At 45.8% G+C, this 16,385-nt stretch carries 18 protein-coding genes; 11 read left to right on the plus strand and 7 right to left on the minus strand.

Annotated features, from left to right (window positions below):
- Positions 1 to 191: 191 nt before the first annotated feature.
- Positions 192 to 1,001, minus strand: a complete 810-nt coding sequence (locus HF638_RS23125; protein ID WP_169482260.1) for a LuxR C-terminal-related transcriptional regulator — start codon at positions 999 to 1,001, stop codon at positions 192 to 194.
- Between the two features lie 305 nt (positions 1,002 to 1,306).
- Between HF638_RS23125 and HF638_RS23130 the strand changes: the two genes are divergently transcribed.
- Positions 1,307 to 2,764, plus strand: a complete 1,458-nt coding sequence (locus HF638_RS23130) for a carboxylesterase/lipase family protein (RefSeq protein WP_169482261.1) — start codon at positions 1,307 to 1,309, stop codon at positions 2,762 to 2,764.
- A 136-nt stretch (positions 2,765 to 2,900) separates the two neighbouring features.
- Here the strand turns inward: HF638_RS23130 and HF638_RS23135 are convergent, their stop codons facing one another.
- Positions 2,901 to 4,052, minus strand: a complete 1,152-nt coding sequence (locus HF638_RS23135; RefSeq protein WP_169482262.1) for a VanZ family protein — start codon at positions 4,050 to 4,052, stop codon at positions 2,901 to 2,903.
- Between the two features lie 238 nt (positions 4,053 to 4,290).
- On the opposite strand from HF638_RS23135, the gene HF638_RS23140 reads away from it, so the two are divergent.
- From HF638_RS23140 to HF638_RS23160, 5 genes are all read left to right on the plus strand, one after another.
- Complete coding sequence (locus HF638_RS23140; protein WP_169482263.1) at positions 4,291 to 4,632, plus strand: zinc ribbon domain-containing protein YjdM; 342 nt, start codon at positions 4,291 to 4,293, stop codon at positions 4,630 to 4,632.
- 148 nt (positions 4,633 to 4,780) lie between these two features.
- A complete protein-coding gene (locus HF638_RS23145; RefSeq protein ID WP_169482264.1) occupies positions 4,781 to 5,593 on the plus strand; it encodes a class I SAM-dependent methyltransferase in 813 nt (270 codons plus the stop codon).
- 110 nt (positions 5,594 to 5,703) lie between these two features.
- Positions 5,704 to 5,961, plus strand: coding sequence for a hypothetical protein (locus HF638_RS23150; RefSeq protein WP_047840923.1), 258 nt, complete (start codon positions 5,704 to 5,706; stop codon positions 5,959 to 5,961).
- Entirely contained in the window at positions 5,958 to 6,344 is a 387-nt protein-coding gene (locus HF638_RS23155) for a retropepsin-like aspartic protease (protein ID WP_169482265.1), read from the plus strand. The genes HF638_RS23150 and HF638_RS23155 overlap by 4 nt, the downstream gene beginning before the upstream one ends.
- Before the next feature lie 154 nt (positions 6,345 to 6,498).
- The gene (locus HF638_RS23160; RefSeq protein WP_169482266.1) at positions 6,499 to 7,560 is read left to right on the plus strand and encodes an LLM class flavin-dependent oxidoreductase; all 1,062 of its coding nucleotides are present in this window, start codon (positions 6,499 to 6,501) and stop codon (positions 7,558 to 7,560) included.
- Positions 7,561 to 7,697: 137 nt separating this feature from the next.
- On the opposite strand, the gene HF638_RS23165 is transcribed toward HF638_RS23160, so the two are convergent.
- Positions 7,698 to 8,357, minus strand: a complete 660-nt coding sequence (locus HF638_RS23165; RefSeq protein ID WP_169482267.1) for a TetR/AcrR family transcriptional regulator — start codon at positions 8,355 to 8,357, stop codon at positions 7,698 to 7,700.
- 250 nt (positions 8,358 to 8,607) lie between these two features.
- Between HF638_RS23165 and HF638_RS23170 the strand changes: the two genes are divergently transcribed.
- Positions 8,608 to 9,423, plus strand: coding sequence for an SDR family NAD(P)-dependent oxidoreductase (locus HF638_RS23170; RefSeq protein WP_169482268.1), 816 nt, complete (start codon positions 8,608 to 8,610; stop codon positions 9,421 to 9,423).
- Positions 9,424 to 9,445: 22 nt separating this feature from the next.
- Here the strand turns inward: HF638_RS23170 and HF638_RS23175 are convergent, their stop codons facing one another.
- Together HF638_RS23175 and HF638_RS23180 are read right to left on the minus strand one after the other, a co-directional pair.
- Positions 9,446 to 10,753, minus strand: coding sequence for a VWA domain-containing protein (locus HF638_RS23175; protein ID WP_169482269.1), 1,308 nt, complete (start codon positions 10,751 to 10,753; stop codon positions 9,446 to 9,448).
- Positions 10,754 to 10,857: 104 nt separating this feature from the next.
- Positions 10,858 to 11,322, minus strand: coding sequence for a DUF4385 domain-containing protein (locus HF638_RS23180; protein ID WP_169482270.1), 465 nt, complete (start codon positions 11,320 to 11,322; stop codon positions 10,858 to 10,860).
- Between the two features lie 95 nt (positions 11,323 to 11,417).
- Between HF638_RS23180 and HF638_RS23185 the strand changes: the two genes are divergently transcribed.
- The 4 genes from HF638_RS23185 to HF638_RS23195 all read left to right on the plus strand — a co-directional run bounded on the left by HF638_RS23185 (position 11,418) and on the right by HF638_RS23195 (position 14,877).
- Complete coding sequence (locus tag HF638_RS23185; RefSeq protein ID WP_169482271.1) at positions 11,418 to 11,885, plus strand: DUF1877 family protein; 468 nt, start codon at positions 11,418 to 11,420, stop codon at positions 11,883 to 11,885.
- A 136-nt stretch (positions 11,886 to 12,021) separates the two neighbouring features.
- Complete coding sequence (locus HF638_RS28830; protein ID WP_282435674.1) at positions 12,022 to 12,150, plus strand: hypothetical protein; 129 nt, start codon at positions 12,022 to 12,024, stop codon at positions 12,148 to 12,150.
- A gap of 259 nt (positions 12,151 to 12,409) precedes the next feature.
- A complete protein-coding gene (locus HF638_RS28925; protein ID WP_169482272.1) occupies positions 12,410 to 13,867 on the plus strand; it encodes a stalk domain-containing protein in 1,458 nt (485 codons plus the stop codon).
- 224 nt (positions 13,868 to 14,091) lie between these two features.
- Complete coding sequence (locus HF638_RS23195; RefSeq protein ID WP_169482273.1) at positions 14,092 to 14,877, plus strand: glucose 1-dehydrogenase; 786 nt, start codon at positions 14,092 to 14,094, stop codon at positions 14,875 to 14,877.
- 131 nt (positions 14,878 to 15,008) lie between these two features.
- On the opposite strand, the gene HF638_RS23200 is transcribed toward HF638_RS23195, so the two are convergent.
- Positions 15,009 to 15,467 carry a GNAT family N-acetyltransferase gene (locus HF638_RS23200; protein ID WP_248278238.1) on the minus strand — a complete coding sequence of 153 codons (459 nt, stop codon included), beginning with the start codon at positions 15,465 to 15,467 and terminating at the stop codon, positions 15,009 to 15,011.
- The gene (locus HF638_RS23205; RefSeq protein WP_169482274.1) at positions 15,464 to 16,384 is read right to left on the minus strand and encodes a D-alanine--D-alanine ligase; all 921 of its coding nucleotides are present in this window, start codon (positions 16,382 to 16,384) and stop codon (positions 15,464 to 15,466) included. The genes HF638_RS23200 and HF638_RS23205 overlap by 4 nt, the downstream gene beginning before the upstream one ends.
- Between the last annotated feature and the right edge of the window lies 1 nt (position 16,385).

Genomic DNA, 16,385 nt, shown 5'->3' on the forward strand with positions numbered 1-16,385 from the left:
ACCCCTCATAATGGGTTGCCATCCCGTAGAGTTGTTTGAATTTTGAAAAATCACTCTACAACATATCGTTCCTTATAGTAGTAATAGTTATGATTCATAGGAAATCGTTAGGTGTTTTTTTACTAACTCTTGTCATTTCTAAATGTGGCTGCTATTGCTTATTAACTCAGTGATAGGCTCTCAGACACGTCCTAATGAAACTTTTTCATAAAACTTCCACGATCATTTACTGTACATTTTGTATAAATTTTCTTCACGAAATTCCTAACTGTGCCCTCAGTAATTCCAAGTTGTTCACTTATAAATAATGCCCCTTTATTCTGTAACCACAGTGCAGCAACTTCACATTCTCTATTGGTTAAACTGTATGTATTGAATAAGGCTTGTACTCGCTGGTTGTTGCTTAATTCTTTCTCAAGTTCAAGTTCAATAGAGGAGACTATGGAGGAAACTAGAGCAAATATACTGTCGTATATAAATGGTGTAGAACGAGAGAAGTTCATATAAGCAATGATATCTCCCTGAACTTTGATGGGGCAGCAAAGACATAGCCAATCTTTAAAGAATAACAGCTGATGCTCATCTCCTTTAAGAAATACGTTATGTCCTGTTTCTAGGGCAATTGAAATTGCATTAATTCCTCCTGAATCCAGTGCCATCGAACTCCCTAAACCAACCTCTAAAGGTTTAAGACCGTTATGAAGCGTTTCTTCTCCGATAAGGTCCAATAGAATCCCTTCTAAATCGGTCAGAAAAAAAAGATGCGAGTAGAAGAGCTGTTCTTGTACCCTGCCTGTATTGAATCTGAATATCTTCAATAATCTCTTATTCCGTTGCAATCGTTCTTTCAATTCTATTTTAGGAATCTGGTGTACTGCTTCTGTATTAGCATTTTTTTTGTAAACTTCTCTCCACTTCATCGATTGTTTCGGAGGAAAGTCAGAAATACAACTCCAATTTTGTGGAATGGCTATTGTAAGATTTTTTTCAATGATACTCATGTTAATCATCCTCATATTATTAATATACAATTTCTAGTACTAGTATTAGTATATAGTTAAATATGCCCATAGGCAAATTACACTCTTTTAAGTTAACTTAAGTTACAAAGACGTTATTTACGGTAATATTACCTATAAAATCCATTTGTGATTTATCTAGACTAATAGCGTAAAAGTTCCACGTGAAACGTAGCTATACCCATAAGTTTGGGTAAAGTTGTAGATGGGTACAGCTACGATTTATACTCAAAGTGATACGCGTAATCGTTAGTCTAACCTATTCATGGAGAGGAAGTAGAAGCGGCATGAAAGAACTTCAAGTTGCAACGAAGTACGGTACTGTTCAAGGCGAGCTTTTGTATGGTGCAAGCGTATGGAAGGGTATACCCTATGCTAACCCCCCAGTAGGTGAGTTGCGTTTCCAGGCTCCGGTTCAACCCGAGTCATGGGAGGGAATAAGACAGGCCACTCAATTTGGACCTGAGAATATACAGCCACGAAACCATCAACCAGTAGGTGTGACAGGAACCCCGAATGAATCAGAAGATAGTCTATATCTGAACATCTGGGCACCTGAGGAAAAGGGGGCTGCACCACTACCGGTTATGGTGTGGATTCATGGTGGTTCCTTTGTAGCCGGCTCCGGAAGTTTCCCTGTATATGATGGTACACAGTTGGCCCTTCGAGGTGACTTAATCGTCGTGACGATCAACTACCGACTTGGACCACTCGGATTCATGCATATGGCACCGCTTGGCGACGCATTTTCCACGAATGTTGGTCTGCTGGATCAGGTGGCGGCGTTGCAATGGGTGAAAGATAACATCTCTGCTTTTGGCGGTGATGCGAACCAAGTCACGGTATTCGGAGAATCGGCAGGCAGCATGAGTATCGCAGCGTTGATGGCTATGCCTGCCTCCAAGGGACTGTTCCAACGTGTCATTATGCAAAGTGGAGCTTCACAGTTTATGCCAGCAGAACAAGCATCTGCTGTGCGCGATGGCATGCTGAAGATTCTTGGCATAGAGCCAGATAATCTCCAGAAGCTAAAGACCATTCCGGCAGAGCAAATCATTGCAGCCGCAGAAACGATCAAACAGCAGAGCGGTGCAGGGATGGCCTTGTTATTCCAGCCTGTACTGGATGGAGTAACTCTGCCTCAGACGCCGCTTCAGGCAGTAATCGAGGGTGCGGCGCAGGATATTCCTGTGCTAATCGGCACAACGTTGCATGAAGGTTCGCTATTCATCCAGCCACATATTCCGTATTCACCAGAGATCGATATGGTACAAGCCGTTGACTTTATGACGCCGGATCTGGAGAATCGTGCAGCTATTGCAGACAGCTATCCCAAAACGGCAGATGGTCAGGCGCAAGTCATGACCGATCTATATTTCTGGCGTTCTTCGGTACAATATGCGGCTGCACAGCAGCAACATGCGCCAGTGTGGATGTATCGTTTCGATTGGGTGATGCCAGAGCATCCGTTGCTTCATAAATCGGTTCACAGCATTGAAATGTACTTTGTCTTCAACACACTGCCTGCATTGAAATATATGAATGCCGAGCCGGACGAGGCCGCAGCAGAACTGGCGCTCAAAGTACAGGATGCTTGGATTTCTTTTGCCAAGAACGGTAAACCAGCCACCGCAGGGCTGGACTGGCCTACTTATGAGCAGGATCGTGCGACATTGATCTTCAACCATGAGATTGAAGTTGTACATGATCCTGAGGCATTCAAACGTGAGTTACTGGGGCTGTAGTCCGAACGTGCTGTCGCATCCATGCAATGCATAACTAGCTATAAGGCCACAATTATAAAAAAAGGCGACCTCCATTCTTTATCATGGAAGTCGCCTTTTCTAATGCCGGGTTACGGATGCACAGCAGACATGTTAACTATTTACGAGAGGCCCGCGTGCGGGATACCTCATCGAAGTAGAAGGAACGTTTTCCACGGGAGAACAGGACAATTACGATATGGATGAACAGTATGAAGGAGATCAGCATAGATAGACCAAACATTCCCACAGAGATCCATGCGCGATAGGGCTCAAGCATGACATCCGGATGACCGGAAAACGCATAATCGTTGACCAAGCGAACGATCGTAAATAGTAGCCATGGAACATAGATTGCGACAAATCTCTTGAATAACGATTCACTGGTAGGTGTGCCGGTCTGACGATCCACATAGCGGAAGCGCAAGATGGCCGAACCTGGAGTTACCCCATTTCGCACCCAAGGGATGAAGAATAGAACCATGACCATAGCAATGGATGTACTCAACGCATCACTGATCGCATCAGACGCTGTAAAGATGGAGATCAGATTCGAAAGGAAGACAACAATGACTCCATCGATCATCAGTGCGAGCAATTGAGGCATAGTATACACTCGGTTTTGCTCGACAATCTGGTCGCTCTTTTCCTGAATGCTTTCACGTGATGGGAATAAAGCAAGCAGGATGGGAGCTGTGACAAATCCAAGTACGGTTCCTGACGTATTCAATAACAGATCATCTACATCGAAGAGACGGTAAGGACAATTATAATACCCGTAGAATCCGGTGATTTGTGTGATCTCGAAGAACAAAGAAAGCCCGAATCCGCCAAGCAAGGCATACGTCCAGAACGATCTCTTTTGAAAAAAATAACGAATATATACACCCAGCGGCATGAGAAGCAGGACATTGAACAGCACTTGCAGAAAGGCTCTGCCCTGAATCATTCCGATATAGCTGGATGGCTGAGACCATACAATGGGTGTTTCTTTCATAATGTCTTTGACAAAGGTGAATGGAACCAGATTGTAGTAGATCGTGTCAGCGGCTTGCTGCGCACAGGTATCTCGCGTAGTCGGAAACGGGAGAATGACAAGGCAATAGGCAGCCAGAATATAAAAGATGAAGGAAAAGCTGACGCCAAACCGCGACCAGCTAAAGAAGCCGTCTTTGCGATATCCATAGATCAACCACGGTACCAGCAAGAACATGGCTGCGACGACAAAGATCAAAAAAGCCGTTTGCACAGGGAAAACATATGAAGACATGAGTAGGCACTCCTTTGGTAGTAAATATAGTAACTCTCATGGAGAAATGAGGAGATTCATGTAATGAGTAGCGCGTATATAATAGTTACATCATAAGTAGTTACCCTTAAAGTGAGGGAGGCATGAACCTTAAATTTGGTTTAAATCCATTCATGCAGTGACCAAGCGTATGGAACATACCGCCGAAATCCCGTATACTTGCGGGAAAGCCAATCGTAGAATGGAGAGTTTAATACATATGTCTAATTTGCCTAACTGCCCGAAATGTAATTCTGAGTACACGTACGAGGATGGTAACCTGCTGGTCTGCCCGGAGTGTGCGCATGAATGGTCTCTGGAAGCAGACAATGAGAACGCAGAGGATGCAAAAGTAATCCGTGATGCCAACGGAAATGTGCTAAGTGATGGCGATACCGTTACGGTCATTAAAGATCTGAAGGTAAAAGGTAGCTCGCTCGTGGTTAAACAGGGCACCAAGGTGAAGAATATCCGCCTGATTGATGGGGATCATGATATTGATTGCAAGATCGACAGCTTGGGTGCGATGAAGTTGAAGTCTGAGTTTGTGAAAAAGATATAAGATCGAGAAACGTTCAGTTCCGCATTCAACGGGAATTGAACGTTTTTTTGTTTGACAGGAAATATTTAGTAGACATATACTGGTTGGAATTTAATTTTTTGCACATGGTTGGGTGGTCTACATATAAGAAAAGGCAGGTGTCAGAGCGATGAAGAGAGATCACATTATTGAATATTATTCTGGGTTTGATGAGTGGGGGAGACTGGAGCGGGAACCGATTGAGTTCATTATTAACATGCATTACATCAGGGAGCATCTCCCTGCTACTGGTTATATTCTGGATAATGGCGCAGGACCGGGAAAGTATGCCATGGAACTGGCGAAGCTGGGGTACCAGGTCACTTTATCTGATCTGACACCGTCCTCCGTGGATACTGCACGGGAAAAGGCTCATGAGTTTGGATTGATGCAGTATTTCAATGGATTCCATGTTCTTGATGCCACTTCGCTCTTGGGTATTGCCGACGAGACGTATGATGCGTGTCTCATGCTGGGGCCGTTATATCATCTGCAGACTGTCGAGGAGCGTGTGGCTGCTGTAAGAGAGTTGTATCGTGTAACCAAGCGGGGAGGCGTGGTGTTTGTAGCGATGCAAAGCCGAATGCGCATGAGTATCAATTCGCTGCAATCCCCAAAGAACTGGAAACCGAATGATCACATGGCAGCAATCCGTTCTTTTGTAGAAAAAGGTATATTCGATCATCAGGATCACGGAAGATTTACGGGTGCTTATTACTTTAATATTCAGGACATTACACCGTTCATGGAACAGCACAACTTCGAAACTGTCGATTTGATTGGGTCATCGAGCCTTAGAGCCATGCTCACGGATGAGCAGCAGCAATACTGGAAAGAGCGTGGCGAGTACGAAGAACTCATTCAATATATGATAGATGCTGCGAAAGACCCTTCCATACTGGGGATCTCATCTCACTTGCTGTACATCGGGAGAAAGAAATAATAGATTTACAGGCAATACTCTAAAAAATGTATTTAATTTAGAATGTCAGCCCATGGAATACTGTTTCCACATGATATAATATCTCTATCTAATGGTCTGGAGGTGTCACTATGCAATGGAAGGAAGTTCAGGAGCGATTCCCTAATGAATGGGTCGTTTTTGAGGCAACCAAGGCGCATTCTAGAGAAGGCCAGCGTTATATTGAAGAGATGGCAGTGATTGATTCATTTGATGATTCTACGAAGGCACTAAAACGTTATGGTGAATTGCATCAGGAAGATCCCAGAAGGGAATACTGCTTTTTTCACACTTCACGTCCAGAAGTTGTGGCAAGAGAACGATATGTTGGTATGAGAGGTCCTCGATGAAAATTTCAGAGATTTATGGTCTACCATTTATAAGCATAAAACTTGAATTTAGAGGAGAAGTACTACTTTTAGAAAAAGTCCTTTTGGATACTGGATCAGCCAGTACATTGTTGAATGCAGATGTAGTTCGGGAAGTAGGAATGGTTCCTGAAGAGAATGATCTCGTTGAGATTATAAGAGGTGTAGGCGGTATAGAGTATGTTTATACCAAGTCACTCGATTCTATAACTGTAGACGGAACAACGATTAATAATTTTCAGATTGAAATAGGAAATATGGATTATGGTTTAGAGATTGACGGAATTTTGGGATTTAATTTTATGAGACAGACTGGTGTTGTAATTAATACCAACCTGATGGAACTAAGTATAGATAAGCCATAATTATAGAAAATAATCATAAAAGTGCCCTCTGGAAACAGAGGGTACTTGTGTTTTTCATCAAAATAGTTCAATATTAAGATACATAACAAAAGGTGATCTACTTACAATAGGTTAGATGAACAACGGATCGCTTCATACCAGGGAGGAACAGACAATGGAAATCGGAATTAGTACATTTGTGGAGACGAATCCGGATGTAAAAACAGGAGAACTTATCAGTCATGCGCAGCGCATTCGCGATGTTGTTGAAGAGATTGTTTTGGCAGATCAGGTGGGGCTGGATGTATACGGCGTGGGGGAGCATCATCGTGCTGACTACGCTGCTTCATCACCAGCTGTCATTCTGGCGGCCGCAGCTTCACAGACCAAGAATATTCGCCTGACGAGTGCGGTAACGGTGCTGTCATCACATGATCCGGTACGGGTATATCAGGATTTTGCGACACTGGACGGCATTTCGAACGGACGTGCAGAGATTATGGCAGGGCGGGGATCATTTATCGAATCGTTCCCACTGTTTGGCTATGATCTGAATGACTACGATGAGTTATTCGACGAGAAACTGGATTTGCTGCTCAAACTGCGTGATTCGGAAAAAGTAACCTGGGAAGGCAAACACCGCCCTTCCTTTAACAATCTGGGCATCTACCCGCGCCCGGTACAGGAAAAACTTCCGGTATGGATTGGCAGTGGCGGTAATCAGGAATCCGTAGTTCGTGCAGGATTGCTCGGTTTGCCACTGGTGCTTGCCATTATTGGTGGCCGTCCGGTACAATTCGCACCACTGGTGGAACTGTACAAGAAAGCAGCTGCACATGCAGGACATGATGCTTCCAAGCTGACCGTTGCCTCTCATTCTCACGGCTTCATAGCCGATACAACAGACGAAGCTGTGGAGAAATTCTTCCCGCCAGCGCAAGCGGTCATGAACATATTGGGCCGTGAACGTGGTTGGGGACACTATAGCCGTGCAACATTTGATGCAGCGCGTAGCCTTGAGGGTGCTTTGTACGTGGGAGATGTGGATACGGTGGCTCAGAAGATTATCTATCTGCGCAAAGAAGTTGGGATTACCCGCTTCATGTTACACACTCCACTCGGAACCATGCCGCATAACGAGGTTATGAGAGCAATCGAACTGCTTGGTAAAGAAGTTGCTCCAGTCGTGCGCAAGGAAATTGAACGTTGGGAATCCGAAAACCAAGAGGTACTTTAATCGGCTGAAGGTCGATACGGATATAGAATAGAGCGAACAAAGAAAAAAAGGAGCATGTCCTCGGCGTATTACGCCAACGGATATGCTCCTTTTTCGTTTATCTTATATAAGCTTCTAACACATCACCGACTTCATGCTTATCCATTCGCAGATGTACTCACAAGGGAGTGTATAACCATGGACAACGTATGATCATAGAGGGTTTTGGCAGCTTCTTCGCTCTCAATATGGCCTCCCAAGTACAGATGAATTACTCCGTGTAAGGGGGCCCAGATCATTCGTACCGCAAGCAGGGGATCTTGCACCTGAATCATTCCCTGTTCAATGGCGATCTCCACCAAGGCAGATACTTGTTTCAGTGCAGTCGCAGTTCCCTGCAAAGTCTCTCCATCTGGCTTGAATTCGGAAAAAGACCCTCCAAACATCAGCTGATAGAAGCTGGATTGAGAAATGCCGAAGTCCCAGTAGACGTAGGCGAGATCACGGAAATATTGTTCGAACGAGGCCTGCCGGGGGATATCTTCAAAATATTGGGCCATAAGGGAGCATCCCTCTAAATATAAATGTTTGGCTAACCCTTCTTTTTTACCGAAGAGATTATATATGATTTTGGTGGAGCACTCCATGCGTTCAGCTACCCGGCGTACCGTGACAGCTTCTGGTCCATGCTCTTGCAGTAGAGCAGCAGCAGCATGCACAATATTTTGCCGCAGATTATCCGAGTGCTGGAGTCTGGCTTCCTGAAAGGTTGTTACCGTATGTGCAGATTCCGTGGAACCCGAATTAAGATCCTTCATTAATTTCATCCTCGTAACCGTATTGTTGTTGAACAGAAACTATGTTTCCTTTTCCTATGGTCATTCTACTGTTTTACGCCGGATAACGTCAATTTAATCCGGATGTAGAAAGTAAGTACCATGATCTAAATTCAAATGTAACAGATACAATTTGACAGATCCATAGAATCTGGTTACGATGATTCTATACAGAAACGTTGTTTCCTAATGAAAACAAGTGTTCAAACTACGCTTAGAGGATGGATGAGAGATGATAAAGGATCAGCATCAATGGGTACTTATTACAGGTGCTTCTTCAGGTATTGGGGAAATTTTTGCACTCGAAATGGCTTCCAAGGGTAAAAATATCGTGCTGGTGGCCAGAACAGAGTCCAAACTGAATCAATTGGCAGAACGTATAGAACGTACATATCAAGTAAGGGCTGAGGTAATCGTATCGGATCTTTCCGAGGTAGAGGCACCTCAGAACGTATATGAGGAATGTCAGAATCGGGGAATACACATCGATATACTGATCAACAATGCGGGATTTGCTACCCATGGATTATTTGAACAACTGGATGGCTCCCGGCAGCAGGAGGAGATTATGTTGAACGTGCTCGCCTTGACGAACATGACGCATCTTTTCTTGCCAGGCATGTTGCAGAAGAAAAATGGTGCTGTCATTAATGTGTCTTCGACGGCTGCCTTTCAACCTGATCCGTATATGGCTGTGTATGGAGCGACGAAGGCATTTGTACTTTCTTTTACAGAGGCATTGTACGAAGAAAATAGGAAGCGTGGCGTTCAGTTCTTAGCGCTATGTCCGGGTTCAACTGAGACTTCGTTCTTTGATGTCGTAGGTGCTGATGAAGCCTCCGTGGGCAAACGTGATACACCTGAGCATGTCGTGGCCGTGGCCATGAGGGCACTGGCGTCAGGCAAACCTTATGCTGTGCCCGGGGCGAGGAATTACTGGACAGCGCAGTTCACCCGCCTCATACCACGCAAGTCCATGTTGCGAATCGTAGGGATTATGCTCGGTCCACGTTCCAAGGGTGGTGAACCAGAAAAAGTACAAGCCTAATAGTGATGGTAGTGTGAAAGCTTTAGGCCAAAATGCCTTTGGCCCGAGCTTCCTTTATCCAGTCTGGAAATTCAGTAAGTAGACGATCGTACAATTCTTCATCGCTGATCTTGGAGATGTCGTCCAGTGCAAAAAAGTCAGCATTATCGATGAAACGTCCAGTCATATCATCAAGATTCTCCAGAATACCGTAATTGGCTTGTCCCAGGCCGACGAATTGCCAGAACAGGTTTTTGGTTGAGCTTTCGGTAATAAGCCGCATAATCTTCCCTTTTTGACTGACTCCACCATCGCTAAAAAAGATAATATACGTTGGAATCTTCACATTGGGTTCCTCGATCGTGTATTTGCGAATGACATCCTGCATCACAGGAGGTTCGTTATTGGTACCGCCTTTGCTTCCCAGCGTATATGTGCGTTCAATATAATTCTCGAAATCCCTGGCGGTGACGCTAGGTGCACGCAAGAAGTCTTTGGCGAAGAACCAGACGTCCAGCTCTCCGTTATCATCAAACGCTGATGCAATCGCCAGGATACGCTCGAAGGCTTCTTGCACGATGCCTTTGCGATACAAATGGTACATGGAGCCTGATGCATCAAATACAACGGCAACACGTGCCTGTATAGGTTCGATCTTTTTCTTTTGCAGAGACAGGGTTACTTTACGCTTGAGGAGATCGATCTTGGTCAGGTTAAGCGGAGGATGATTCGTATTTGGTGCAGCAACAGGTACCAAGACTTCTGGAGAGGACGCTGCTACTTCAGCTTGTGCGGTGAGAAGGACCTGTTCAGCTTCCGAGGTGTCGTTACTCTCGATCTCAACACCAAATGACTCTGCCAGCGGCTGCAACCCACCAAAGAAACCTCGTCCAATCGCACGAACTTTGAATCCGTCACGATACTTATAGATTTCAATGAAAATAAGCGCTGTTTCCGCAGTGACCTGCGTGATCTCGTAGGTAATCTGCTGGGAACCAGCTCGTACAATTGCCTGACATGCCTGAACATTGGCGAATGTGCCTCCCGCATCCAGAGTAGCCGTAAACACACATTTTTCTACAGGAGCCTGCCGTAATTGATTCGTATCCAGTACAAAAGAGGATTTCAGTTCCTCTGCCTGTTGCAGAAGTACACTGTGGTGCGGATCGGCCTTCTGATTATAGAAAACAAAATAGTCGTCGGATGGCACGTTTCCCTCTTCGTTCACCATAAAGCAGCTAACATCCAAGGGAGAAGGAGATGATGTACACTGAATGGTGACCTGAAGTTGGGCGGATTCGTTGATGCTGGTATTCTGGCCTGTGTTTAAGTAGATGAACGAATCTGTCATAATCGGATGCGCCTCTCTTCTCCAATATAATGGTTGAAAATGTACAGTAACAAGATCGATTCTGAGACAAATGTTTCCATAAGTCAATCATATATCCGGTATTCCTACGTCTGCTCTGACTCGTACTTTTCCCGATGCTCTTTCTTCATCTTCACATAGTCTGGATCGGTCTTCGCAATCTCCCATTGCGCTTTGAATATAGCCGCGGCTGCTGCCTTCACCTTATCATTCTGATAGGGCAAGATTGAGCCATCCTCCTTCGAATATTTGCGTCCTCCTTTGTGATTCGTATACCGTCTGGCCCGTGTATAGCCCATCTGGAGAAATTTGCGAGCCATATCCATACCCACGAAATCTCCCTTTTTCTTATATTCCAAAAATAGTTCATAGATCTTCTCCGATGACTCTGTCGCAATCTCGGGTGTTTTAAACCGCCAGTGTGGCAGAATCTCGCCTTTGTACGGCTCTACCATCAGAACACCCTGCTCGCCCCGGCCTACGGTGTACAGCTCAGGATGTTTGCGCAGATCCAACTCGTCATAATTGAGACTGTAATCAAATTTTTTCATGTATACACCCTCCTTGATAGGGATTACCCCGATTCTGATCCAACATGCACGGTTAATGGGGAACAATAGAACGAATTACACAGGAGGGATACCGTATGGGAATGTCCGGCAGATATCTTGTGGTCACGAAGGAGCTCATGGAATCCATCAAGTCAGGCGAGGTTAGTTTGCATGATTGTGCAGTGGATCTGGATATTGATAAAACGTGGCAGATGCTTCAATTTACGTTGAACGGTAATCTTGTACAGGGGGAGCCGCCTCTCGGTTATGTGGTGCCGCTCGCAGGTGAGCAGTACGTGGGAAACTATTCGGACATGGATCTGTTCTTGCTTAGTAACGAGCAGGTGCTGGAGGCCTACATGGCACTGGAACAGCTCACACCGGAGGAATTAAAGCAGCGGTATAGTTTGGACCAGATGATCGCTGAAGGCGTCTATCCAGTCATGGAAGATTGGGATGCAGAAGAGACATTTCAGGAGATCGTTCAGACCGTGGATCATATCCAGGCCTTGTTTCAGGCAACGGCTGAAAGTGGAAACGGGATCGTCTTTTATGTTTTCTAAGTGAGTACTGAAATAATGATGGAAAATGGTGGGCCGCCGCTGAGACAGGTTTGAACTGTGCCTATTCGGGTTATTGATAGACACAAGGCTCAGGCCTTGATGACATGACAACCCGGTAGAAGAGAGGGAATGCGATATGACACAGGATCAGAACGAAGAGAACAAAGCGATTCAAGAGGACGAGCCGGATCAATTCGAGACTCCCGTAACTGCGGAAGATGAAGAATCTGATGAGAAATCTGCAGAAGATCAAGAGCAAGAATAACTTCTAGCGTTGCATAATGAAGCAGGATGTTTTATCGAAACTTATGATATGCTGAAATATAGATAGACCAGAGGTCGGACATGTTCCGGCCTTTTGGTTTATTTTTTTGCGTATCCGTTTACAAGAATTACCTGTACCTTCATAATGGGAATGAACCATATTTTTCTAAGGAGGAGATCATATTACGAATCGAAAGTTAGTCCAATGGATGGCAGTGCCACTAGTACTATTAATGGTTATTCTTACAGGATGTCAGGCTGTGGGTGGAGTAGATGTTGGCAAAGCCATGGCTAATGGCGCGAGTATCAAGTCCGGTGAATCCAGACAATCCATGAATATAAACATAGAACCGGCTACGGATTTGGCTACAGAGAAAGACCTTGAAATGATTGAACTTATTAATTCCATATCCTTGGATATTGATCAAGCCAAAATGAAAGATGCGAAGACAGCATCGATCAAAGGTACATTCAGCATGGAGGGAACGAAGCTACCTTTCCACCTGTCCATGAATGAGTCCCAATTGGTCATTGATCTGGACGGAGCCCAGAAACCGCTGTACATATCTCTGGATGCGTTCCAAGATGCACAAGCGCTTCCGATGGTAGATACGAAGGCCCTGGAGAAGCAACTCGAGGAGCTTTCCCCGAAACTGTTCTCTTTTGTCCTGAAGCACCTATCCAATCCGAAGAATATTTCCGTGACTCCGGTACAGGAATCTGTGAATGGCGAAGCGCTTAGCCTCTCCAAGCTGCATCTGGAAGTGAGTGGTGAAGAGATGCTTGCCATGGTTAAACCGTTCCTGACAAGTATTTCGAAGGATGAGCAAGGACTGAAAGATCTGATTGGAGATCTGTACGATGTGTTCTACCCTGTACTTGAAGCCGTGAATGAGGTTGAAGGTGGGGGAGACGAAACGCTGAATTCCATCGTTCCTGAATCGAAAGATGAGGCTGTGGCTTCACTATATGCCATGATCAAAGTGGGACTGGACAGTATGCTGGTCAATTATGATCAGGAGCTGAACAACCTGTTGAATGAGGACCCTGATTTGAAAACGCTGTTTGGCACAGAAACCAAACTGAAATTGGACTTCTATCTCGACAGCAAGCTGGATATCCGCAAACAGAACTTTGAGCTTAAAGTGGCAATACCTGCTTCCGACGAACTACCGTTGAAATCCGTAACCGTAAGCGGAGACAGTGAACAGTGGAATATTGGTGGTACGGTTGCAGTCGATGAAGTGGATGTATCCGGCGGCGTTATGGATCTGATGAAGGATGATATTACGCCTGGACAGATGCTGCGCAATTTTGATTCCAATTCACTGGCATACCAATTGCTGAAAGATGAAGCTGGAATCACGAGTAAAAGTGTAGTGCTCTTCCAGGATGATGAATACGCCGGGGCGATCACCGTTAAGAATACAACATTTGTTCCGCTTCGCTACGTGTCTGAAGAATTGGATGCTGAAGTGAAATGGACCAAAGGCTCGAACCAAATCGTTGTCATTGACGACATTACTGGTGATGAGATTGTCCTGACCGTAGGTTCCAAGAAGGCAACCGTTGCTGGTAAAGAAGTAACTATGGTGGAATCCGCCTATGTAGGCAAGGACGGCAAAACGTATGTACCGCTGCGCTTTGTGGCTGAATCCCTTGGGGCTACTGTAGATAAAGAACAAGAAACAGGCTGGATTTACATTGACCGTCCTTAAGTTCTTATGACTTAAAAATAACGAAATGCATGGGGAGTGCCTCTATTGGAGGTGCTCCTCTTTGTTGTGTCATCCCAGGTCACACGAATGGCAGGACGAATATAGAAGCATACTAATCTGGTTGAGATGCTGGTGGTAACAGATCCCCGTCTGATAGAGCAAATGAAGAAACGGGTACTTAGTATGGAGGATGTCAAAAACAAGCATAGGGAGGTCTATGGATTATGACTGAACGATTTGCAGGTAAAGTGGTCCTGATTACAGGCGGTGGCTCCGGTCTCGGCCGGTCGGCAGCTGTGGAAGTTGCACGTGAAGGGGCCAAGCTTGCCCTGGTGGACGTGAACATGAAGGCGCTGGAAGAGACCAAGCGTGTGATCTCGGAAGAGGTACAGCATGCCGAGTTTCTGTTAATCAAAGGTGACGTATCGGACGAAGAAGCTGTGAAGAAGTATGTTAGTGATACGGTCAATGAATTTGGGCGTATCGATGCATTTTTCAACAATGCAGGCATTGAAGGCAAGCAAAATCTGATCGAGAACTACGAGACGGAGATGTTCAATAAAGTCATCGACATCAACCTGAAGGGTGTATTTTACGGGTTAAAGCACGTTCTGCCTGTGATGAAAAAACAGGGCGAAGGCTACATCGTGAATGCGTCCTCTGTTGGTGGGATTCGCGCCGTGCCGAACCTGGTTGCCTACGGAGCGAGCAAACATGCCGTAGCCGGCATGACCAAAGATGCGGCGATTGAATACGCCGAGCACGGGATCAGTGTGAATGCAATTGCACCCGGAGCCATTCTGACAGACATGGTTATCGGTTCGTTCAAACAGATCAATCCGAATGATTGGGAATCAGCATCCAAAGAGTTCGTGAAAGATAACCCGGCGAAGCGCTTGGGTGAACCAAAGGAAGTAGGCCGCCTGGTTGCCTTCTTGCTTTCTGGCGAAGCCCCCTTTATCAATGGAGCCATTATTCCGATTGATGGTGCGCAGTCAGCTAAATATTGATCCCATAATCATCAAACAGCATATCGATGCAGCATAAATATATACTGAAGAACGCCCTTAACTGGCCAATGTGCTGAGTGGGGCGTTCTTTTTGGTGTGATATTCAGGATTCAGGATAACTTATCCGCAGGTTAAGTGTGCTGTAGAATCTGAGGCTTTTTGCTAAACCCGGTACTCCCGGCCGTAAAGCCCATCTGGCGGTAGAATTCATGTGCGGCTTCACGTTCCGGGCGATTGCCACTGTTCAGAGAAAGGGAGTCCACGTCATGCGTGGCGGCCCATTGCTCGGCTTCCAGAATAAGCTGACGGCCGATGCCTGAGCCCCTGAACTGGTCATGCACAACCAATGCCATGATACGGCAGTGTCTTCCGTTCTTTTCATACAGATAAGACGTCTGTAATCCGATCAGTCCAACTACGCGTCCGCGTGCTTCAGCCACCAGTGTAGTGAAGTTTGGGTCCGCAGAGATATGGGCATAGCGCTCCTCCATCTCCGCGTATGTGGTTGGGTAACCGAGTTGATCCATCAGAATGACCATATCTTGCAGATCGGTAGTGGAGCTATGTCGAATCGTCACATCCAGGCTCATAATGTTGTATCCTCCTTGGGTCTTTCCTTCAACGAAAGTTCAATAATGGTATCCAGTAGCTCTGCAAAAGAAATGCCTGCAGCAGCTGCACTTTTGGGCAGCAGACTGTTACGGGTAAGTCCCGGCAGCGTGTTCACTTCAAGCACATAAGGCATGCCTTCACGAATCATCATATCCACGCGCGCGTAGACGCTGCATTTAAGCACCTGATAGCAGGCCAATGCCGCAGCTTCCACGCGATGGTGAAGGTCCACTGGCAATTGCACAACCTCCTCATCGGCTCCGTGGTCATCGTATTTGGAAGAATAATCGAAAAACTCAGCGTTCGAACGAATGGAGATCACCGGTAGCATCTTTCCATCCAGAATGGCACAAGTGATCTCTTCACCTTCGATATACTGTTCAATCATGATCTTATCATCCAAGGCGAGGGCAGCCTCCACAGCAGCGGGTAGGGCGGTAGCCTCCTTCACGACTTGGGTGCCGATGCTGGAACCGCCTGAATTGGGTTTGACCACCACAGGGTACGTTAATTGTTGAACAGCAATAGAGGACAGTTCCTCCATATGACTCACTCGTAGCCACTCTCCGGTAAGCACACCTGCATGCTGCATGAGCTGTTTGGACATGTCTTTATCCATGCATACACTGCTTGCAAGCACGCCACAGCCTGTGTAGGGAATGCCCAGGGATTCCAGTGTACCCTGAACGGTGCCATCTTCGCCGTATTTGCCATGCAGGGCAAGCAGTGCCACATCGATCCCCGCTGACTTGTCGATCAGATCCCGCTTGGTATTCAGCTCAATGGGCACAACCTCGTATTTGTCTCTATTCAGATTCGCTATCATCTCCTGTCCGGTGAGCAGAGAAATATCCCGCTCTGAAGATGTACCGCCCATAATCACGCCAACCTTCATG

Source organism: Paenibacillus sp. SZ31 (assembly GCF_012912005.1).
Taxonomy (GTDB): domain Bacteria; phylum Bacillota; class Bacilli; order Paenibacillales; family Paenibacillaceae; genus Paenibacillus.